Below are 20,250 nucleotides of genomic sequence, written 5' to 3'. Positions count from 1 at the left end.
GAGGAGGTGTAAACCTCCGAAGCAATCCATAAATTGTCCCCTGTTCGACTCAGTGTTACCCCTGCATAAGCAGGGGGCTAGATTCCGTACCAAAGCGGGAATGACCGCTTCCTTTGTGGCTCTATTTTTTTATTTTATTTGTTGACAAATTCACTCGTCCATATATGACATTGAGTTAAGCAGGGATGACCAACTTATCATCGCTCACTATCCTCCCTTGAATTAACTATATATAGTCAATTCAGGAGGAGTTGGTGCTAGGAGCGATGGAGCGACGCCTATAAGTAATAGGCGAGCATTGAGCGACAACGTCACCAACTTCTCATCAATTGACTATATCTTAAATATGAATAATCAACCGCAACTAATACCAAATTTTATTACTTTAAATAAGCTCGGTCATGATATTGACATTCCAATAAGATGTAGTAATAAAGCTAAACGCATTGCCATTAGAATAAACCATAAAGGAGTTGAACTAGTTCTGCCTAATAAAAATTTTAATACAGGATATAAATTTTTACTAGAAAAAGAATCTTGGATTAGGCGAAAATTATCAGATGTTTCAAAACAAGAACCCATAGATAATAATACTATAACAGTCTTTGACAGAATATACTCATTACTACATATTGATGCAGATTATAATAAAGTGCAAATGGCAGAGGATATTATTCAGATATATTCCCCACCTTCTCAACATAAGAGTACCTTAATAAAATTCTTGAAAGATAGACTGTTACTAGAAGCAATAAACCTGGCTACTCTTCTGGGTAAAGAATATAATATAAACTTTAGTACAATAAAAATTACAAATAATAAGAACAAATGGGGAAGTTGTTCCAGTTATGCTGAACTTACTTTTAATTGGCGACTTATTTTTGCTCCAAAAAAAATACTGAAATACTTAGTGGTACATGAAATATGTCATATAATGGAAATGAATCACAGTAAACATTTCTGGCATTTAGTGGCAAAACTCTATCCTGATTATAAGTTGGCTAGATTATGGCTTAAGAAAAATGGCAATAAATTGCATCAATATCTACAATAAATGGTATCAATTTACAAATTGAGATTATAAAATAATCGCTTTATAAAAATAATATTTGCATTAATAATTACAGTTGATATAATGTGCGACATAAAATAATAGCCCGTTTAATACGGCATAAAAATTATATAGCCAAAAAAAGAACATTTCATGTCAAAAGAAAAAAAACTGCAAATAATACCAAGTTCAGAATTAAAGAATCCTTTGAATTCTCTGTTACTTATTGCACAATATAAAGAGAAAGATTTTACGGTTAAGAAATTTACTCCTAAACACCAAGAATTCTTAGAGCGTCTTTGTCGATATGGTCCAATTGATGATATAGTAAAAATATTTGGAAAAAATATACTAAAGGAGTATGAAAAATTTACAATGCCAGCCTTGCTTTATAATTTGTGCCTTTCACGAGAGGAAAAGAACGGAGTATACAGAGATTACGATAAGAATATTGCTAAAAATATTAAAGATATTTTTGGCATTAAAAATATTTGGGTACCAGATAATAACAAAACTCCAGGCATTATCTATCAAATGCCAGGAGAACATGTACAGAGAAAGATACAATGTGATGATAATATTAAGACTACTCAAATTGCTTGGGCAGCTTACACTAAAGCTAGTGGTATATTATATTTATACAAGATAGGAAAACCTATACCTTCACATAAGATAATAGAGTCATTTCTAGAACTAATAGCATCAATCGATCAAAATAGTTTTATAATAGAAATATTTTGTGATTACACTAACATTATTAAATCTATAACTACAGATATCTTAAATGCTATTGTTAATCAGCCATATTTTAAGAAATCAATGGCTCTCTCTCAGAAGATAACAGAATTTCTGATTAATACTGGTAATATAAAAGAAGCATATGATTTTTTAAATATTACATGTCAACTCATTAAAGATGCACAAGAAGATTCATCAAAATTAGACCCATTGGATAAAAAGTCTGATTTATCTGAATTTATTATGAATCATTATTGGAACTTAGGAATAATAAATAAGGCTCTAGGTAATTTACCAGATGCTGAGATATGCTTCAAGAGATATTATGAAAAAAATCCAAATTGTAAAGATGCTGTTCTAGAGTTATACGTTATCTATTCAAGGTTGGAGGATAAGGACAAATCACGAACTCTAGCTGAAGAACATAAGGATTCAGTACCTCACCTTTTAATAATAGACAAAATCATTAATAATGCAATATATCCTCCAAAATCATCTATTATACATCTTTCTTATCAGGAGAAAGCATATGTAGTAATTACTGCCTTTAATAAGGCTATATACTCAGATAACAAAGCACAAACCCAATATTACAAGCAAATAATATTAAAGGAGATACTGCGTGACAAAGAATTTAAAAATACTTGTTCTTTAGCAAAACAAATAAAAACACAAATTTTATGCGGAAGTATAAATTTTAATGCTGATATTCTAAAACAACTTCCTTCTGACGAGATACCTAAGCTACTTCTAGAACTATCTATAATGTATTCATCCCCCTCTACTTATAAGACGGCTTTAGAATATATCAACTTAGCTCGAGAATATGATCCCAATAATCTAACATACTTATTTCACCAAACGATACTAACTGTTGCTTTAAACCTTATTAATCAATATGAATCATTATCAATAGAATCTCAGTCATTAGTAGCAACTCTACCACCAGTAGTGCAAGATTTACCTACAGCAAATGCAGCAGTAGTAAACTCAGAAAATACATCAGCAATACCAGAATTAAGGCAACAAAGTTCAGTAAAATATTATTATAATATGCCTGATCTTATTGAAGCATGTAATACTGGAGAGCCAAATGCAATACATCAATACTTTCAAGAGATAAAACAAAAGTCTTTACATGGGAGTCTCGATCTATACCAATCGCCTGGGTGGTATATTAATGAAACAACCCCTATTAAGTCTTCAGAGGCAACTAATGTATTACATAATTTATATGCAATTATTAGCCCTACATTAAAAGAACAACTTAATGACGATGAATATACTAGATGGCAAACTATTTTAGAAAAGGGTTTTGCTAAGAACGACAAAGGTGCAGCAGGGATAAAATTTTTAAAAGGAAAAACAGGAAAAATTTATGAATTAAAAGACCCTTCAAAGGATGCTAGGTTAATGGCGGCGGAAATATATAAAAATAAAAGTGGTGAATCCCTAATATTATTTAAGGGAATAAAGTATCATGGTTATATAAGAGACTATTTGGACAGAACTGAGAGCGAAATAATCCCATGCGAAGATTATTATGAGTTAATGGGGAAGTCCAATCATCTATTGGATAATTTTGATATAATGGCATTGTAACGGGATGTAACTTAAATACTCACCTTACGCATGGCATTTAAAAGTCATATAGAAAATAGCTTGGCGTCATTGCATCAGCGTCATTGCGAGAAACCACTTTAGTGGGCGACGAAGCAATCTATATGTGGATTGCCACGCTCACGTACGTTCGCTCGCAATGACGTTTTGTACTTGTTCCGGAATTTTTAAATTGTCATGGGGTTTATGCGTAAGGTGAGTTAAATATAGCAAAGTATAAAAATCACTCTTTTTTTTAAACTAATATATAATAAACTATTGCAAGAATTTTTATTTTTAGTTATTATTTACTTTATTATTAAAATAATGGAATGGATACTTAAATGGAAGATATTAATGATTGGGAAGTCAAATACGAAAATTGTAAATATGCTGATAGGTTACTAACTAAACTAATGCAGATGAACCAGGAAGTAAACCGACCAATAGATATTAAAGAAGTCAAAAAAGCTATTTATTATGCAAAAAAATACCATGGTAGTCAAATGCGACAATCAGGTGAACCTTATTATTCGCATCCAATAGAGGTAGCGTATATGACTTCTGATTATCTTTTTAGAACTGATATTATTGTTACTAGCATACTGCACGATACTATAGAGGATACAGAACTTTCCAAAAGTATGATTGCAAGCATTTTTGGAGAACAGGTTGCTAGTCAGGTGGAAGACTTGACTAGGGTTAAATCATATGGAAAGATCAGTGCAGCAGAGACAATAGAGTTACTATTTCAACAAAAGAAAAAAGATATATTGTTGATTAAGTTATTTGACAGACTGCATAATATGCAAACTATTGGTGCCAAATCTCCTGAGAAGATTAAGAAAATTGTAGAGGAGACTTTAAGAGAGTTTGTAGTCCTCTCTATATATTTAGGGATGCCAGAAATAAAGTACCATTTTATAAAAATGTGCTTTCAACATCTAACAATCACACATTGTCCAACACCAGATTTATACCAGTTATTTTCTTTGGATAATTCCCAGCCTCTTTTTCCAACTTTTCAAAATGACGCAGACCCCAAGTGTATCCTATAATTAATGGTATTACTATAACTAATAACCCATAATTACCAAAAGTTTTTACAAGATATACAGTGCCAAAAGATGTAACAATATACATAGCAGTATGTGCTACTGCATATGTTACGTTGGCATAAGTAAAGCGTTTAAAAACCGGGAAATGCTTAAAGAATATTGGCATAGCTGGTGTTTGAGAAGGACCAAATACTATAGGTACTAATTGAATTAATAGTAGCATGAAAGGACTGGTGACATGATCTAATACATAAGGAGATATTAGTATTGCAATAGAAAATATTATTAATTTAACTCTAAGAATTATTAATGGATATATTATGTAGCTCAAATACACTAATACAAAGTAGCAAATTAATCCGATTATGGAAATAATAAAATTTTGATGAATAACTTGTTCAGCAGTGTAATTAAAAGACTTTTTTAAAATATTACCACAATGCATGTAAGAAAAATAAAAACATATTGGCCATCCACATAATGTTAAAAAATTAGCAATCACAGTTAATATATTAACTTTCTCTTGTACAATGGCATTAGTTTTTAAAGAATTACTTAGTCCACTCTTTTCTAATACATTTTTCATTTGTCTTTTTGCATCAGCAAATTCTGGGGTTTCCCGAAGAGCCGTTCTTGCAATAACACCAATCACTGCTATACCAGCACCAATCCAAAATGCCATACGCCAATTAAAGCCTTGCGAAGTAACCAATGACGCAATAGCTAAAGCAAAAGTTCCTCCTGCAGCAGATAAACACCCAATTAAGGTTACAGCTGGATATTGTATCGGTGGTTTGGTTATTTCAGTAATATAATACTAGCTCCTACTTTTTCTCCCATTGAGGTAATACCCTGCAATATTCTACATGCTGTAACTATCCAAACAGCTCTAATACCAATTTCTTCATAAGTTGGTACATTAGCCATAATTACACAAGAGAGAGACATTAATACGGTGGTAATGATAACCGTAGATTTTCGCCCTATATTATCGCCCAGCCAACCAAAAAGAAAAGCCCCTAAGGGTCTAAGTGCATAAGTAGAACAAAAAGCAGCGGCAGATAAAAATGCTGCAGTATCAGGATCGGTTTTTGGGAAAAATAACCCGTTAAGCAGCACTGCCATATGAACATATAGCATTAAGTCAAAATATTCTAAAAATGTTCCAATTGAAAGCAATCCAATAGCTTCTTTTTGTTCTTTACGTAATGATGAAAATGTTCCGTCGCTATGTCTTACATATTTGGTCATCTTTAATTTGTCCTTTGATATTTCAAATTTTTAGAATATTTCATGAGTGATCTTTGAATTTAGTTAATTAAAATTGTTAACTTCAAATTATCCATACCACTCCGGTGATTATTTCCATCCGCTTGAATAAATTTACTCATAATTGACTCAAATAATTGTTTTTTACTAACTAGCTAAACCCTTACAAACAGCTATGCTCCTATGACTTAGAGGATAACCGCCACATTCTTTTGCCAATCTATCAAAATAAAAGGTAGCTGTAACCCCTATCCATGTAATGGTCGAAGCAATCTATTTCTAATTACTTTCCTGGATTGCTTCGTTGTGCGGTTTTCGCACTCCTCGCAATGACGTTTTTACCCTTAATAGTTACAATTATAATTAAATATAACCTGCTTTAAATAGTCAAGTAATTTTTTATTAAAATATTTTTATTTTATCCTATAAGAAATGGATCGGTCTAAATTTATGGTGGGTGTTATATAACAATGTACTCTATTATTAATTTGTTCAAGAATAATATAGTCAATTGATGGGAAGTTGGTGATGTCGTCGCTCAATGCTCGCCTATTACTTATAGGCGTTGCTCCATCGTTCCTGCTACCCAATTCCCCTGAATTGACTATAATTACTAAGTTAGGAAATGAAAAAATAAGCAATATCGCAAAAATAATGAAAACAGCTATTAGTGGAGCAAAAAAATCTGTTATATTATAGATATACTCAAATGATTTGAAGAATTGGAACGTAAAACAAGGGGTGAGCGAGCCGAGCGTACAACTAGTACGTGAGTACGCGAATACCCCGAAGTTTTGCGGAGCCAATTCTTCAAAGCAGAAGAGTATATAACCGAATTTGGAATAACTTGTTATATCAAATTCAGGTTAATTAGGTTGCTGTAAAAGATTCAAGTACAGTTTTAAAATTCCAATAAGGTATTATCAATGAGTAAATCTAATTTTAACCTATATGCTAAGATGGGGTCAATCAAATTATGTCAGACCTTAAAAAATATTACAGATGTTAATAATTTGAAGTTAGCTCAGGACAGAGCAAGGGAAATTATGTGGGATCAAGCAGATGGTTATAAATATGGCTTTAACGCTCGTGGGCTTAGTACGATAATTACTATGTTCAGCAAGTTGGATTATTTCAAACCATCTGTAGATTTTTTGAAGGACTGGTGCTATACAGCTATCCGGTGCAGAGAAGAATTTACCCCTCAAGAATTGGCTAATAGTATTTATGCTTTTGGCACATTAAATATACAACCTTCAGAAGAATTTTTGAAAGTTTGGCAGATAGAGGCTGTAAATCAGATACGAAACTTTAATAACCAAAATTTGGCTAACAGTATTTATGCTTTAAGCAAGTTATACTCGAATGATTTAAATAATATGGACGACAATAAACAAGAGGTGAACGAGCCGAGTGTTAATTTAGTAGATGAACACTCAAATGCAAGTGCCTCAGAGTTTTATAGAACCAATTATTTAGATAATTCCAGTAGAACTCTTTTAATAGAATTCTTGGAAGTTTGGAAAATAGCGACCATAAATAAAATGAACAATTTTAATGCACAAGAATTAGTCAATTCTTTGTCTGGTTTCTGTAAGTTAGATACATATTTGAATAAATCTCTTGCAAAACTCGCTGATGCACAAGGAGTTGAAGGAGATGCTTCATCTCAAGCCGCAGCACACTCTAGCTCTAGTGTATGCGGAGATTCTAGTACCGCATCATTGTCCCAATTAGTACCTGAGCAAGCAAATACTTCGGAACTTTGCGAGATTAATTCCTCAAAAAAATTTCTGAAGAGTTGGGAAACAGCAGCTATAAGAAAAATCTACCAATTTACCCCACAAGGACTGGCTAATAGTGTTCATGCTTTTAGTCAATTAAAAGACAGACAACCTTCACAAGAATTTTTGGAATGTTGGCAAAAAGAGGCTATAAATAAGATAAAATGCTTTAAAAGCCAAGAATTGGCTATTAGTATGAATGCTTTTGGTAAATTAAAGCTACAGCCTTCAAAAGAATTTTCGAAAGTCTTGCAGATAGAGGCTATAAATAAAATCAATGATTTTAATGCCCAGGGATTGGTTAATATTATCTATGGTTTTGGTAAATTAAAGCTACAGCCTTTAAAGAACTTTTTGAATAGTTGGGAGAAGGTGGCTATCAATAAAATTAACGAATTTAATACACAAGGACTGACTAATGCTATCTATGCTTTTACTCAATTAAAGGTACAGCCTTCAAAGAACTTTTTGAATAGTTGGGAGGCGGTGGTTATCAATAAAATTAACGAATTTAATACACAAGGACTGACTAATGCTATCTATGCTTTTACTCAATTAAAGGTACAGCCTTCAAAGAACTTTTTGAATAGTTGGGAGAAGGTTGTTATAAGTAAAATCGATAAATTTAATGCACAAGAGCTAACTAGTATTATCTATACTTTAGGTCAATTAGAGGAACAATCTTTAGAAAATTTATTGGAAGTTTGGTCGGAAGCGGCTGTAAAGCAGATGCAAAACTTTAGTAGCCAAAATTTGGCTGTTATTATCTGCGCTTTGGGTAAATTAAAAGTGCCGCCTTCAGAGGATTTTTTGGAAAATTGGGAAAAGGCGGCTATCAATAAAATTGACGAATTTAATACACAAGATCTAACTAATATTATCTATACTTTTAGTTCATTAAAGGTACAACCTTTAATGAATTTTTTGGAAAATTGGGAAAAGGCGGCTATCAATAAAATTGACAAATTTAATGCCCAAGGTCTGGCTAATGCTATCTATGCTGTGAGTCAATTAGAGGATCAATCTTTAGAAAAATTCTTGGAAGTTTGGCAAGAAGCGGCTGTAAAGCAGATACAGACCTTTAACAGCCAAAATTTAGCTAATAGTATATATGCTTTGAGTCAATTAGGGGTTCAACTTTCAGCAAAATTCTTGGAAGCTTGGCAGGAAGCGGCTGTAAAGCAGATAACAACCTTCAATAGTCAAAATTTAGCTAATAGTATGTATGCTTTAAGTCAACTAAAAATACAACCTTCAACAGAGTTATGGGAAGTTTGGCAGGTAGCGACTATTGGTAAAATCAATGAATTTACTACACAAGAACTAACTAACAGTATTTATTCTCTTACTATACTCTCTGCGTTAACACAAAATAATTACCTATCAACAGTGAAAGTCTTACGAGATGCAATAAACAAACTTGACTTTAATCAGTTGTCTATAGAAGGGGTTATACAAATTTGGACAGGAACAAATTTGTTGCAAGCATTATTTAATGATCAATTATTAGAGGAAGAGAAGTATAAAAGTATTAGCGAAATAATAAATTCGAATCCATTAAATCCGATGACATCAAATTTACAAGAATCTATGTTTAAGGTTATTGCTAATAAATATAAAGGCACACCAACAAAAATCTGTTCAGAATACTGGATACCAGAATTAGCTACTAGAGTAGATATATGTGTTGTGTTTGAAAATAATGAAAAATTAGTAATACAGATAGATGGACCTTCTCATTTTATTGGCAATGGTAAGCAACATAATGCCGCAACAGAAATTAATACTCTCTTTTTAAACATACTAGGTTATACGACAGTAAGGATACCTTATTATAATGTGGATAATACAAATAATAGGACAGACATTCTAACGAAACTATTCCATTATCTAGATAATTTCACAACTTCTGAAGAAACAAAGTTTGACCAACATTCATTATCAAATAATTCTGAGTTATTTTCAGAAGTACCATTAAGTGCAGAAGATAGTTCTTATTTTGACAACAAAATTACCAATTAGATTAGGTTATGCAAGAGGTCTATTTTTTTATTTTGAATTTTCTCTACTATTTATAATTAATTGGGGCAATAATTTAAAAAATCTTACATGTGATATAAGAAATTTATTTTACGTAATCTACTGGCTATGCTAGCTTGTTTGTGTTATTATTTCCTAATAAAGTTTATAATAATTTTTAATATGACAGTAGAATTTTTTGATAATATATCAACCAAAAAAACTAATATTGTTAAAGATAACAATAAACCACCAAGAATGAGGATAGGTACCGATGAATTCTATGACTTGCTAGTTAATAGTGATGTCTTTGTTGATAAAAGTCTAATGATCAAAGAATTATTGGAAGATAGTGGTAAGGTTATATTGATCACCAGACCAAGACGATGGGGTAAGAGCTTGAATATGAACATGCTCCAGAAATTTTTTGAGATAGAGGTGGATCAAAATGGCGTTCCTTTACCTATAGAAGATAGGGTTAATCGCATTCTCTTTATCGGTGGGGAAATCAATTTAGGTATTAAAGGAAAAAGGACTTTAAAGCCTTTAAAGATTAACAGTAATGAATATGCCATGACTCAACAAGGTCAATTTCCGGTGATTTCCATAAATTTTAAAGATGTTAAAGGCAGTAATTACCAAGAAATTGAAAGTGGGATAAAAAATCAAGTAACTAATTTATTTACAAACCATCGATATTTAAAGCGTTATATAACAACAGATGAAAAATTACTAGATGAGGCACAAAAGGAAAAGTTAAATCGATATTTTACAGGAAAGCTTGATAAGGAAGACTTAAAAGATAGTTTACGGGTTTTGAGTGAAGTATTGTACAAACATTTTGGTCAAAAAGTTTATATATTGATCGATGAATATGACACACCGATCAATAGTTCGTACATTGAATTTGGTGATAAATTAAAAGAATTTGACGACGTACTAAAAATATTCCGTGGGATGTTTGGCAGTAGTTTAAAAACTAATCCTTATTTAGAAAAAGGGGTAATAACCGGCATATTAAGGGTTGCTAAGGCTAATTTATTTTCGGATTTAAATAATTTAAATAATGTTCGTGAATATACTCTGCTAGATGAAAATTTTGCTAAATTTTATGGTTTCACTCAAGCAGAAGTTGATGAGTTATTAACCAAAGTACCACTTGACACAAGTCCTGAAAAAATTAAAGCTTGGTATAATGGCTATAGTTTTGGTGGTGAGGTAATTTATAATCCATGGTCAATTATGTTATGCTTAGATACTAGAGGCAAACTTGATCATTATTGGCTTGATAGTGGGGGGACGGCTCTTGTTGATAAAGCATTATTGTCAGATGGAATGCAGGAAGATTTACAGAGCTTAGCTGCCGGAAAGGCTATTATCTCACCGATTGTCAAACAAATTAGTTTTACTGATATCAACAAGCCAGTAGGATTATTTAGCTTGTTGTTATTTAGCGGTTATTTAAACCCTGTTGCTAAAAAACCAGAAGAAGATATTTACAAATTGTCGGTACCAAATAAAGAGGTACGATATATATATAATGCCAGAATGCTCCAATGGGTAACTGATCAGTTGCAAATTGATCATTTTCGATATTATTCTTTTGCTACTTTGCTGCCGGCAGGTAAAATAGAACAGTTTAAAGAAAGATTGCAAGAATTATTGTTAAATGCTACTAGTTTTTACCAAACTGGCGAGAAAAAAGCTGAGCTATTTTATAGTGGTTTTATGCTAGGTTTGATTAATACCTTAGCTTCTGACTACATAATAGACAGTGAAAGAGAAACCGGTAGCGGTAGGGCTGATATTATGTTGATACCTAGAGCTGGAAAGCAAGACAACGCCATTATTATTGAATATAAAATATGCAAGTCTCCAGAAGAGTTAGAATCTGTTGCCAGAGAAGGGCTAGAGCAAATAGCAAAAAAACGATATGAGGCTAAAATAAAAGAATACTCTCATGTTCAGAAAATCATCAAAATCGCTATGGCTTTTTGCGGTAAGGAAGTGGCATTAGAATACCAAATAGATAAGGTATCTTAGGCATATAGTCAATTGATGAGAAGTTGTGGACGTTGTCACTTGTCGCTCGCCTATTACTTATAGGCGTCGCTCCATCGTTCCTAGCCCCAAATTCCCCTGAATTGACTATATAGGCTTATACGTCATTGCGAGGAGAGCGTAGGTCGACGAAGCAATCCAGTATGTCGTACCTGTTCTGCTTAGTACTACAGTTGTAGTTTAGATGTGAGCATTCACGATTTTTTTGTGATGAATAAAAAAACCTGATCACCAAGAGTCATTGCGAGGAGACCGTAAGGTCAACGAAGCAATCCATTTCTAATCACTTTCCTGGATTGCTTCGTCGGTCTGGCAACCTCCTCGCAATGACATCTTATACTTTAACCTTTTTTCCGTGAACACTCACATTCAATCTACAACTGTAGTATTAGTGTCATACCTGCGTAGGTAGGGGGCTAGATTCCCGTCGTTGCTAAGAATGACAATAGTGGACGGGAATAACAATTTATTGCTTAGTCTCTACCAAAGTGGCTCCTCGCTAATGACGGCATAATGCCAACCAAGTTAGCTCTACAAATCACCACAACACCGCTGGAGCAATAATTTTTTTCTTCATTTCCTCGTCATCATAATAGAAAACTTTTTTTAAATTACAGGTTGTTCTTTGTCCATTAAAATAATTTGAGAATCTACTGGCAAACTCATGACTTGCTCCCAGGATAGCAGTTCTGTATTTTTTTCCCGATCTTGGCATATTTCAGATATAAGATTTGCCGTTTTATAATTATTAGCCCCAAATGCTATTTTACACGGACAGTCTGATATAATATTTTTAGTTTCATTTTCACCATAAACTTCCTCTATTTTGCCAATATTTGACGATATCAAGAATAGTTTAATTTTGTAACCACGAAAATAAGGCAAACATGATGTAAACATTTCCAATTTGCCAACTGAATAAAACTCATCCATCAATAAGCATACCCCTTTACCAGAGCCATGTGGTGCTAGTAATAAAATATGTTGATAACCTTTGGCATATAGAGGTTTGCCATTTTCATGGTTACCTAAAAATATTGCATTTTCAGAGGACATTTTGTAAACCGGAATTAAAGATTGCAAGTAAGTAAAAATATCATACGAATTTTATTCGTCCACCCAAATATTTTAGGATATAAACTCGGGGGATAAAAGCAATCATAATCATGATCTATCACGATTTGATAATTTGATCTTCCTTATTTTTTATAGTTTTGATTGCTGATATTGGAGTTATTTTTTTTATATTACTATTATCATTCTTTACTTGATAATCTTTGCGGAGTTTTTGTAATTCAGTTATAATATTCTTGTCATTTAATATATTTTTAAATTTTTGTTCTCTCTTGTTAAAAAAGATTTTTGGCAATGCGTCCTTTATAATATCACCTATTTCTGCAATTTTCTGTTTCCAATCTAATTTTTTATCAGCAATTTTAGCGGACTTTCTAACTATCGATCCGGCAACTTCTGTAATATCATAATACTTTCCATTTTTTGTAATCATAGGAGATAATATCGCTATTACATCCTTTTTCATTTCATTCTGATGAGCCGTAGTAATAACTTCCTTACCTTCCATCTGTGTTTTAAAATATTTTGCTAATTGTTCTTTAGCTGATTCAAAATATTCTTTCTCTAGAATATTAACTGCTAAATTGTTGCCACGTCTATTAGCAATTTCCAAAGGAGTATCACCGTTAAAGTCTTTTTTGGTTAAAAGCTCACGTCCTACAGGATATTTTAGTATTTCAGTTATTATATCAGTATTACCAAATGCGGCTGATATATGCAAGACAGTCGGTATTAAGTTAGATGGTTGTTGTTTTAAAGATTCCTGCATATTCGGATTATTAAGCATCGTTTTTACAATATCTGTTTTACCTTGAGAAACGGCATAATCTAAAGGTCTCATTTCATAAAATTCTTTTCTATTGGTAATCCCAGAGTCCAATAATTTTTGCATAGAATCTGGTCTACCAGAATTTAGAATCGAAATTGTTAGATCAGATACACTATAAATTTTAGGCTTCTGTTCAGAATCGACCACGGATAGGCTAACCATTGGCTGCTTTAGCCCTTCTACTAATTCTTGTTGTTTTTCTTTAGTTAAATTTGCTATAATGTTTGGTAAATTCGCTTCATTACTAACAATCTTTATCGAAACAGCATTTTTTAGATTTTCTGTATATTCTTTTATTTGTTTAATTCTTTCATTTCTAAGTTCTTGATTTAGCGGTATACCATTAATAGTAGGTTTCTCCATCATTTCTAAAAATTCACTCATTTTCATATTATGAGTAGTTTTGTTATAATAGTTGATTTTAGAATCTGGAGTAAAAATTTCTGGCATTAATTTTTGTAATTTTTTAATTCCTCGGTACATATCTAATGGTTCAGGGGCATAATGACCACTATCGCTACTAATCATATCTATCTTACCATTCTCATTAATACTAATCGTTCCTGCCAATTCTGCTGGTCTACCACCTAAAAATGAAGCATGCGTTAGAGTAGGCTCTATTGGACTATATTGTCCTTTGTGGTTACCAATATAAAGCGATCCATCTTTTGCCATTACAAAAGCTTGAATGTTTTTAGTATTTTTACTTTCCTTACCAAGGGTAGTGGCGGTTTGATTGCTATTATCAACTAAACTATTCGATTGTGTATCATAAAATAGTTGATGATTTCTTAACTCAGTTTTGTTCATTCGTAGAATTGGATATTCATTACCGTCAAGAGTTTGCTTAGCTTGAGCAATTTCTTCAAGATATGGCATAATGCTATCTTGCTGTATAGTACCTGACACCCTTACTCTAACACAGTCAACTAATCCATCGTGATCATGTCCCTCAGGTATTATTGCTTGTTTAAACTTCCCTATTGCATCTTTCCAGCGTTGTTTAGGATTTGTTTGAATAGTATCTGCCACATTGTGCCTGTTAATTAGTAATTATATCGAATTAACTATAACCTGAATTCGATATAACAAGTTACTCTAAATTCGGTTATATCTATAATATAACAGATTTTTTTGTTCCACTAATAGCTGTTTTCATTATTTTTGCGATATTGCTTATTTTCTTTCATTTCCTAGGAGGTTGCCTGCAATAACTAATTAATTAGTTATCGGAGACAGCCTCCTAAAGCTAAGCAATCCATAAATTGTCGTTCCCGCTTCGGTGCGGAATCTTAGACCCCGCACCGAAGCAGGGGTGACATCTGGATTTTTGTTATGGATTGCTTCATTGTTCTAAAAGCTCCCCGCAATGATGCCAATTTAATTCCCTACTAAACTACTAGCAAATGCAGCCGGATCAAACGGCTTTAAATCATCTACCTTCTCTCCTATCCCTAAAAAACATACTGGTAAGGCGAATTTTTGCACCACACCAACCACTACACCAGCTTTTGCCGTACCATCTAATTTAGTAACTATCAGACTTGTTATATTAGCAATAGCAGTAAATTGCTTGACTTGGTTATAGATATTTTGTCCAGTAGTTGCATCAATTACTAATATACTATGGTGGGGAGCTGTATCATCAATTTTCTTAATAACTCTAACAATTTTGGCAAGTTCTTCCATCAAATTCTTCTTGTTATGTAACCTACCAGCTGTATCAATAAATAATATATCCACATCATTTTTTATGGAAGACTGCATAGCAAGATAAGCAACACTAGCAGGTTCAGCTGATTCTTCGCCGGTGATAAACATTGAACCACTTTTATCAGCCCAGCTAGATAATTGATTAACAGCGGCGGCTCTAAATGTATCACAAGCGGCAATTGCTACTTTCTTACCTTGTTTACGATAAATACTAGCCAGCTTACCTATGGTGGTAGTTTTTCCTGAACCATTAACGCCACAGACTAGTATGACATTAAGCTTTTTATCGTGTAATTCAAAATTTTTACTAGCCTTGATCAATAATTGCTCGATAATGTTGGCAAGCTGCTCTTTTATTACCAAGCTACTTACTTCTTTATCAAATTTGATAGTTCTTAGTTTATTGACCAGTTCTATTGCCACAGAAGCAGTTATATCTGCCGATATTAACAACTCCTCTAATTCACTTAAAGTTTGCTCATCTAGTTTTTTTTTATAAAATATTTGGTCAATGCCCGAAGATATTTTATTGGAACTATTGACTAATACCTGTTTTAATTTAGTAAATATAGAGGTCATTTTATTGCCGCTCTTTTAAGTCTGTCATTAATTGCAACACCGATACCAATTTGTGGGATAGAGGCAACGGCAATTGCTAATCCATTTAATTCTGCATAATTATCCAATATTCTAAGACTGGCAAATAAGTTGCTAGCAGCGATAATTAAGTCTCCAGTTAAACTTAAATTAAGCGAGAAATTGCCATCCAGCTTACTATTAGCAAAATTAAGACCTACCTCATTAGCTTCCAAACTCTCTGCATTCAGTCTCATTTTCACTTTTGGTGAGTAATGTTTATTGATCATCCCTGGGGCTTTAATTTGTATCAAGGAAGGAGCTTTGTCTATTTTCTTACCAAGAACCTTCTCTAACGCTTCCAACGTAATAAAACCGTCTCGCAAAATAGTTAAGTTATTAGTAGTACTATCTACTATGGTTGATTCTATACCATATTGACACTTATAATCACTCGAATTATCTTCTAAAATAAAAACATCTTTCTCACCTGAAAAATGCTCTTTTACATGATCTAGAGTAGTAGCACTAATGTAACCTGATGGGTTAGCACTAGGTGCCGCTATCGGTGTGTCAGATTTTCTTATTAGCTCCAAAGCAATATTATGCGATGGTATACGGAGTGCAACCGTTGTTAGTCCGGCTAATACTGATTTAGCGATATTGGCTTCACTTTTTAATGGCACAACAATCGATAAAGGTCCAGGCCAAAATACTTCACTTAATTTAAGAGCATCTGCATTAAATTCCCCGATAGTTTTAGCTTGGCTCATGGTTGCCACGTGAACAATCAGAGGGTTTATGCTTGGACGTTTTTTTACCTTAAAAATTTTCTGACAAGCTTGCTCATTACTAGCATCTGCTCCAAGTCCGTATACTGTTTCTGTGGGAAAGGCTACTATATTACCAGATTTAATAAACTTGGCAGCCTGATCTAATAGACTTGCTACATAACTCAATTTAGTGGGTAATTTTGTCGTCAACATTTATCTCCTTTCCCTAATTGCCTAACTTAAAGGTCATTGCGAGCGAACGTACGTGAGCGTGGCAATCCATGAAGCTTATCATATGGATTGCTTCGTCGCCACCAAAGTGGCTTCTCGCAATGACGATTGAACCAAAAAACGACTCCTCACAATGGCGTTTAAGACACCAATCTAATTCATTTGTACTAATCATAAAACACTAAATTTTGCTAATTTATTAAATAATTGTCTAACCATTTTTAATAACAATAAACGATTATTAGCAATTGTACGATCTTCATCTTTAACCATCAAATTATCAAAAAAATCATTGATAGGTTTCAACATTTCCAGTAGTCCTCTCAATGCTTTAGTAAAATCCTTTTCGGCAATGGATATGTCTATTTGCTTAGAAACGTTTCCCAACGATAAAAATAATTGTTGCTCATATGGTGAAATAAAAGCCTCCTGATTAACATCTCCTGCTATATTATTACCTTCTAATATATTATTTGCTCTTTTGTAAATAGTTAATAAATTCTTACCCTCAGATCCAGCTAGAAACTTTTGTAAAGCACTAAGCTTTATTTCGCTAATCATTAAATCTCCTTCAATATCAAAATCAAGCACGGCATTAATTAACGATAGATCATAATGATTTTTGAAATAATACTTGGCTCGCTCTTCTAAAAACTCTAAAATTATCTGACTACTTTTATTATATGTTATGTTCTCTTCAGAGTATAGCTGAATTACATACGCCACTAATTGCTTAATATTAATAGTTAGTTTATTAGCTAAAATTGTCCTAATAATACCTAATGCTTGTCGTCTAAGTGAGTAAGGATCTCTTGAGCCACTTGGTTCTTCTCCTATTAATATCAAACCTACTAAACTATCCAATTTATCGGCAATAGCCAATATTGCAGTATCCCCCATTGGTAAACTATCCGATGGACCTTGTGGTTTATAATGGTCTCTTATTGCCAAGGCAATCTGATCATTTAACCCTTCAGATTTGGCGTAATAATATCCCATAATACCTTGCAATTCGGGGAATTCTCCTACCATTTCAGTTGTTAGGTCGCTTTTACAAATTCTAGCTGCTATTTGCAAATCCTGACTTCCTGGATAAGTCGATCTAGTTGGTGATTTTGTCGTCGAAACTCGCCTCCGTTCCTCACGTACGTCTATGTACGCTGCGGTACTCGGCTTCGTTTCTCCTAAAAATCCCTCAACTATCTCTGACTTATCCAGGAAGTCTATTATATAATTACAAATATTAGCGATTCTCTCCGTTTTTTGTCTTATATTACCAATCTTTGCGTGGAAAGTTATCTGCTCAAGTTTTAATAATCTAGATTCTAAGCTGTTAGACAAATCCTGCTGATAAAAGTATAAAGCATCAGATAATCTAGCAGCCAATACCTTTTCGTTACCACTTACTATAATATTTTGATCATGTCGCATATTACTAACAAAAAGAAAATAAGGGGCGAAATTACCAGCCTGGTCAAAAGTACTAAAATATTTCTGATGGGTACGCATTGAGCTAATCAGTACTTCACTAGGTAACGTTAAAAATATCTCAGGTATTTTACCGACCATAACTACTGGCAATTCTACTAGCCCTGTTACTTCTTCTAATAATCTCTCATCATCTTTTATTACTAAATTAAGTGGTTTGGTTATTTCTGATAGCTGATTTTTTATTATCTCCTTGCGTTCTTGTTGATCAATAATGACATTACTTTCCCGTAGCTTATTCTGGTATTCAGAAAAACTGCCTATAACAATCGGTTCGGAACTAAGAAACCTATGCCCAAAAGTAATATTATTTGCCGTCAAATGCCCATATTTAATTGCTAGTATTTCACCATCAAATATACATAAAATATTCCTAACCGGTCTAATCCAACTTATATCATAATTCCCCCAATACATAGATTTTAACCAAATATACTTACTAATTGCTTTAGGAATTATCTCTTGCAATAATATTCGTATATCGGTTTCTGCGGTACTCTTTACTATTATATAATATAATTGCCCTTGCACTAATAGCGTAGACAATTTATTTTGCTCAATATTATTTGCTCGACAAAATCCTTCTATAGCTTGTTGTGCTGCCGAAACTTTTGGTCCTCTTATGATAATTTCTTTTGCTGGTATAAATTTCGGTAAATTTGTAATATATATAGCAATACGCCTAGGTCCAATAAATACCTGAACATCAGCAACAATCTCACTTTCCTGTAAGATTGTTGTAAATATAGTTTTATAAGCTTCGGCTGCATTTTTTTGCATCAAAGCTGGTATCTCTTCGCTAAAAAGCTCTAATAATAACTCACTCATATCAACTCTTCTTTATCTTCTAGTTCTAACCATTTATGACAGCATATTTTTGCCAAATTACGTATCCTGAGTATGTAAGAGGCTCTCTCTGTTACGCTAATTACTCCCCGAGCATTTAACAGGTTAAAAAGATGGCTAGCTTGAATACAATAATCATAGGCTGGTAACGGTAAATCTGCGGCAATTAATTCATTACATTGTTTTTCACTATCAATAAAATGCTGAGATAATATTGCTGTGTCAGCTAATTCTAGATTAAACTTAGAACATTGCTTTTCAGCAGCAAAATCTACTTCACCATAGGTTAAAGCTTTTTCTCCAACCTGACCATTCCAGTCAATATTTTTAACTTCATTGATACCTTGTATATAAAGTGCCAGACGCTCTAAACCATAGGTAATCTCACCAGCCACTGGGCGACAATCAATACCACCAATTTGTTGCATATAAGTAAATTGCGATACTTCCATACCATCACACCATACTTCCCAACCAAGTCCGGCAGCTCCAAGACTAGGAGACTCCCAATCATCTTCAACAAACCTAATATCATGTTTTTGCAAATCTATACCAAGACATTCAAGGCTTTTTAAATATAGTTGTTGTATATCGTCAGGAGATGGTTTTAGTATAACCTGAAATTGATAATAATGCTGCATTCTATTAGGATGCATGGCATATCTACTATCATGAGGACGCCGAGAAGGTTGAACAAAAGCTACAAACCAAGGTTTTTTACCAAGAGTTCGTAATACAGTGGCAGGGTGAAAAGTGCCAGCTCCAACGTGAGCATCATATGGTTGTAAAATTGCACAGCCATAATCCTGCCAATAATTTTGCAAGGTCATGATAATTTGTTGAAATGATAATTTTTGCATATTGGTAAATTTATTTGTTCCTTCAAAAAAATAATATAGCTAACCTGATTACTATTAGTTCGTCATTGCGAGGAGCCGCTTTGCGGCGACGAAGCAATCCAGAAAAGAGATTAAAAATGGATTGCTTCGACCATTACATGGTCTCGCAATGACGAATTATAGGTACATACGTCATTGCGAGGAGCTACTTTAGTAGCGACGCGGCAATCCTTTCTAATCTCTTTTATAGATTGACGCGTCGCCGCAAAGCAGCTCCTCGCAATGACGAACTAATACTAATC

The 20,250-nt window shown here is 33.2% G+C and carries 14 protein-coding genes; 5 read left to right on the top strand and 9 right to left on the bottom strand.

From position 1 onward, the window contains the following. Window positions 1-298: 298 nt before the first annotated feature. The 3 genes from ACQH1V_RS06375 to ACQH1V_RS06365 all read left to right on the top strand — a co-directional run bounded on the left by ACQH1V_RS06375 (window position 299) and on the right by ACQH1V_RS06365 (window position 4,446). A complete protein-coding gene (locus tag ACQH1V_RS06375; RefSeq protein WP_425360213.1) occupies window positions 299-1,054 on the top strand; it encodes a M48 family metallopeptidase in 756 nt (251 codons plus the stop codon). Window positions 1,055-1,204: 150 nt separating this feature from the next. Continuing rightward, on the top strand, window positions 1,205-3,391 hold the full coding sequence (locus ACQH1V_RS06370) for a tetratricopeptide repeat protein (protein ID WP_425360212.1): 2,187 nt from the start codon (window positions 1,205-1,207) through the stop codon (window positions 3,389-3,391). A 341-nt stretch (window positions 3,392-3,732) separates the two neighbouring features. Continuing rightward, on the top strand, window positions 3,733-4,446 hold the full coding sequence (locus ACQH1V_RS06365; RefSeq protein WP_425360211.1) for an HD domain-containing protein: 714 nt from the start codon (window positions 3,733-3,735) through the stop codon (window positions 4,444-4,446). Here the strand turns inward: ACQH1V_RS06365 and ACQH1V_RS06360 are convergent. The 3 genes from ACQH1V_RS06360 to ACQH1V_RS06350 all read right to left on the bottom strand — a co-directional run bounded on the left by ACQH1V_RS06360 (window position 4,340) and on the right by ACQH1V_RS06350 (window position 6,305). Then, window positions 4,340-5,209 carry an MFS transporter gene (locus ACQH1V_RS06360; protein ID WP_425360895.1) on the bottom strand — a complete coding sequence of 290 codons (870 nt, stop codon included), beginning with the start codon at window positions 5,207-5,209 and terminating at the stop codon, window positions 4,340-4,342. The genes ACQH1V_RS06365 and ACQH1V_RS06360 overlap by 107 nt on opposite strands. A 35-nt stretch (window positions 5,210-5,244) precedes the next feature. Further along, entirely contained in the window at window positions 5,245-5,697 is a 453-nt protein-coding gene (locus ACQH1V_RS06355) for an MFS transporter (RefSeq protein WP_425360210.1), read from the bottom strand. Window positions 5,698-6,128: 431 nt separating this feature from the next. Next, window positions 6,129-6,305: a hypothetical protein gene (locus ACQH1V_RS06350; RefSeq protein ID WP_425360209.1), complete on the bottom strand. Its 177-nt coding sequence runs from the start codon at window positions 6,303-6,305 to the stop codon at window positions 6,129-6,131. 336 nt (window positions 6,306-6,641) lie between these two features. On the opposite strand from ACQH1V_RS06350, the gene ACQH1V_RS06345 reads away from it, so the two are divergent. Both ACQH1V_RS06345 and ACQH1V_RS06340 read left to right on the top strand, forming a co-directional pair. Continuing rightward, on the top strand, window positions 6,642-9,521 hold the full coding sequence (locus ACQH1V_RS06345) for an RAP domain-containing protein (RefSeq protein WP_425360208.1): 2,880 nt from the start codon (window positions 6,642-6,644) through the stop codon (window positions 9,519-9,521). A gap of 180 nt (window positions 9,522-9,701) precedes the next feature. Then, the gene (locus tag ACQH1V_RS06340; RefSeq protein WP_425360207.1) at window positions 9,702-11,561 is read left to right on the top strand and encodes an AAA family ATPase; all 1,860 of its coding nucleotides are present in this window, start codon (window positions 9,702-9,704) and stop codon (window positions 11,559-11,561) included. Between the two features lie 624 nt (window positions 11,562-12,185). Here ACQH1V_RS06340 and ACQH1V_RS06335 read toward each other — a convergent pair. From ACQH1V_RS06335 to ACQH1V_RS06310, 6 genes are all read right to left on the bottom strand, one after another. Beyond that, entirely contained in the window at window positions 12,186-12,635 is a 450-nt protein-coding gene (locus ACQH1V_RS06335) for a type IV secretory system conjugative DNA transfer family protein (protein ID WP_425360206.1), read from the bottom strand. A 118-nt stretch (window positions 12,636-12,753) separates the two neighbouring features. Continuing rightward, window positions 12,754-14,514, bottom strand: coding sequence for an ankyrin repeat domain-containing protein (locus ACQH1V_RS06330; protein ID WP_425360205.1), 1,761 nt, complete (start codon window positions 14,512-14,514; stop codon window positions 12,754-12,756). Between the two features lie 348 nt (window positions 14,515-14,862). Then, window positions 14,863-15,774 carry a signal recognition particle-docking protein FtsY gene (gene ftsY / locus ACQH1V_RS06325; protein ID WP_425360204.1) on the bottom strand — a complete coding sequence of 304 codons (912 nt, stop codon included), beginning with the start codon at window positions 15,772-15,774 and terminating at the stop codon, window positions 14,863-14,865. Next, a complete protein-coding gene (locus ACQH1V_RS06320) occupies window positions 15,771-16,757 on the bottom strand; it encodes an L-threonylcarbamoyladenylate synthase (protein WP_375333292.1) in 987 nt (328 codons plus the stop codon). The genes ftsY and ACQH1V_RS06320 overlap by 4 nt, the downstream gene beginning before the upstream one ends. A 189-nt stretch (window positions 16,758-16,946) precedes the next feature. Continuing rightward, window positions 16,947-19,043 carry a glycine--tRNA ligase subunit beta gene (gene glyS, locus ACQH1V_RS06315; RefSeq protein WP_425360894.1) on the bottom strand — a complete coding sequence of 699 codons (2,097 nt, stop codon included), beginning with the start codon at window positions 19,041-19,043 and terminating at the stop codon, window positions 16,947-16,949. A gap of 44 nt (window positions 19,044-19,087) precedes the next feature. Beyond that, window positions 19,088-19,969, bottom strand: coding sequence for a glycine--tRNA ligase subunit alpha (locus ACQH1V_RS06310; RefSeq protein WP_425360203.1), 882 nt, complete (start codon window positions 19,967-19,969; stop codon window positions 19,088-19,090). Window positions 19,970-20,250: the final 281 nt, after the last annotated feature.

It is taken from the genome of Candidatus Tisiphia endosymbiont of Ceraclea dissimilis (assembly GCF_964030735.1).
In the GTDB taxonomy this organism is placed as follows: Bacteria; Pseudomonadota; Alphaproteobacteria; order Rickettsiales; family Rickettsiaceae; genus Tisiphia.
The sequence above is the reverse complement of the archived record's forward strand: the minus strand, read 5'-3'. Positions and strand labels throughout refer to the sequence as shown.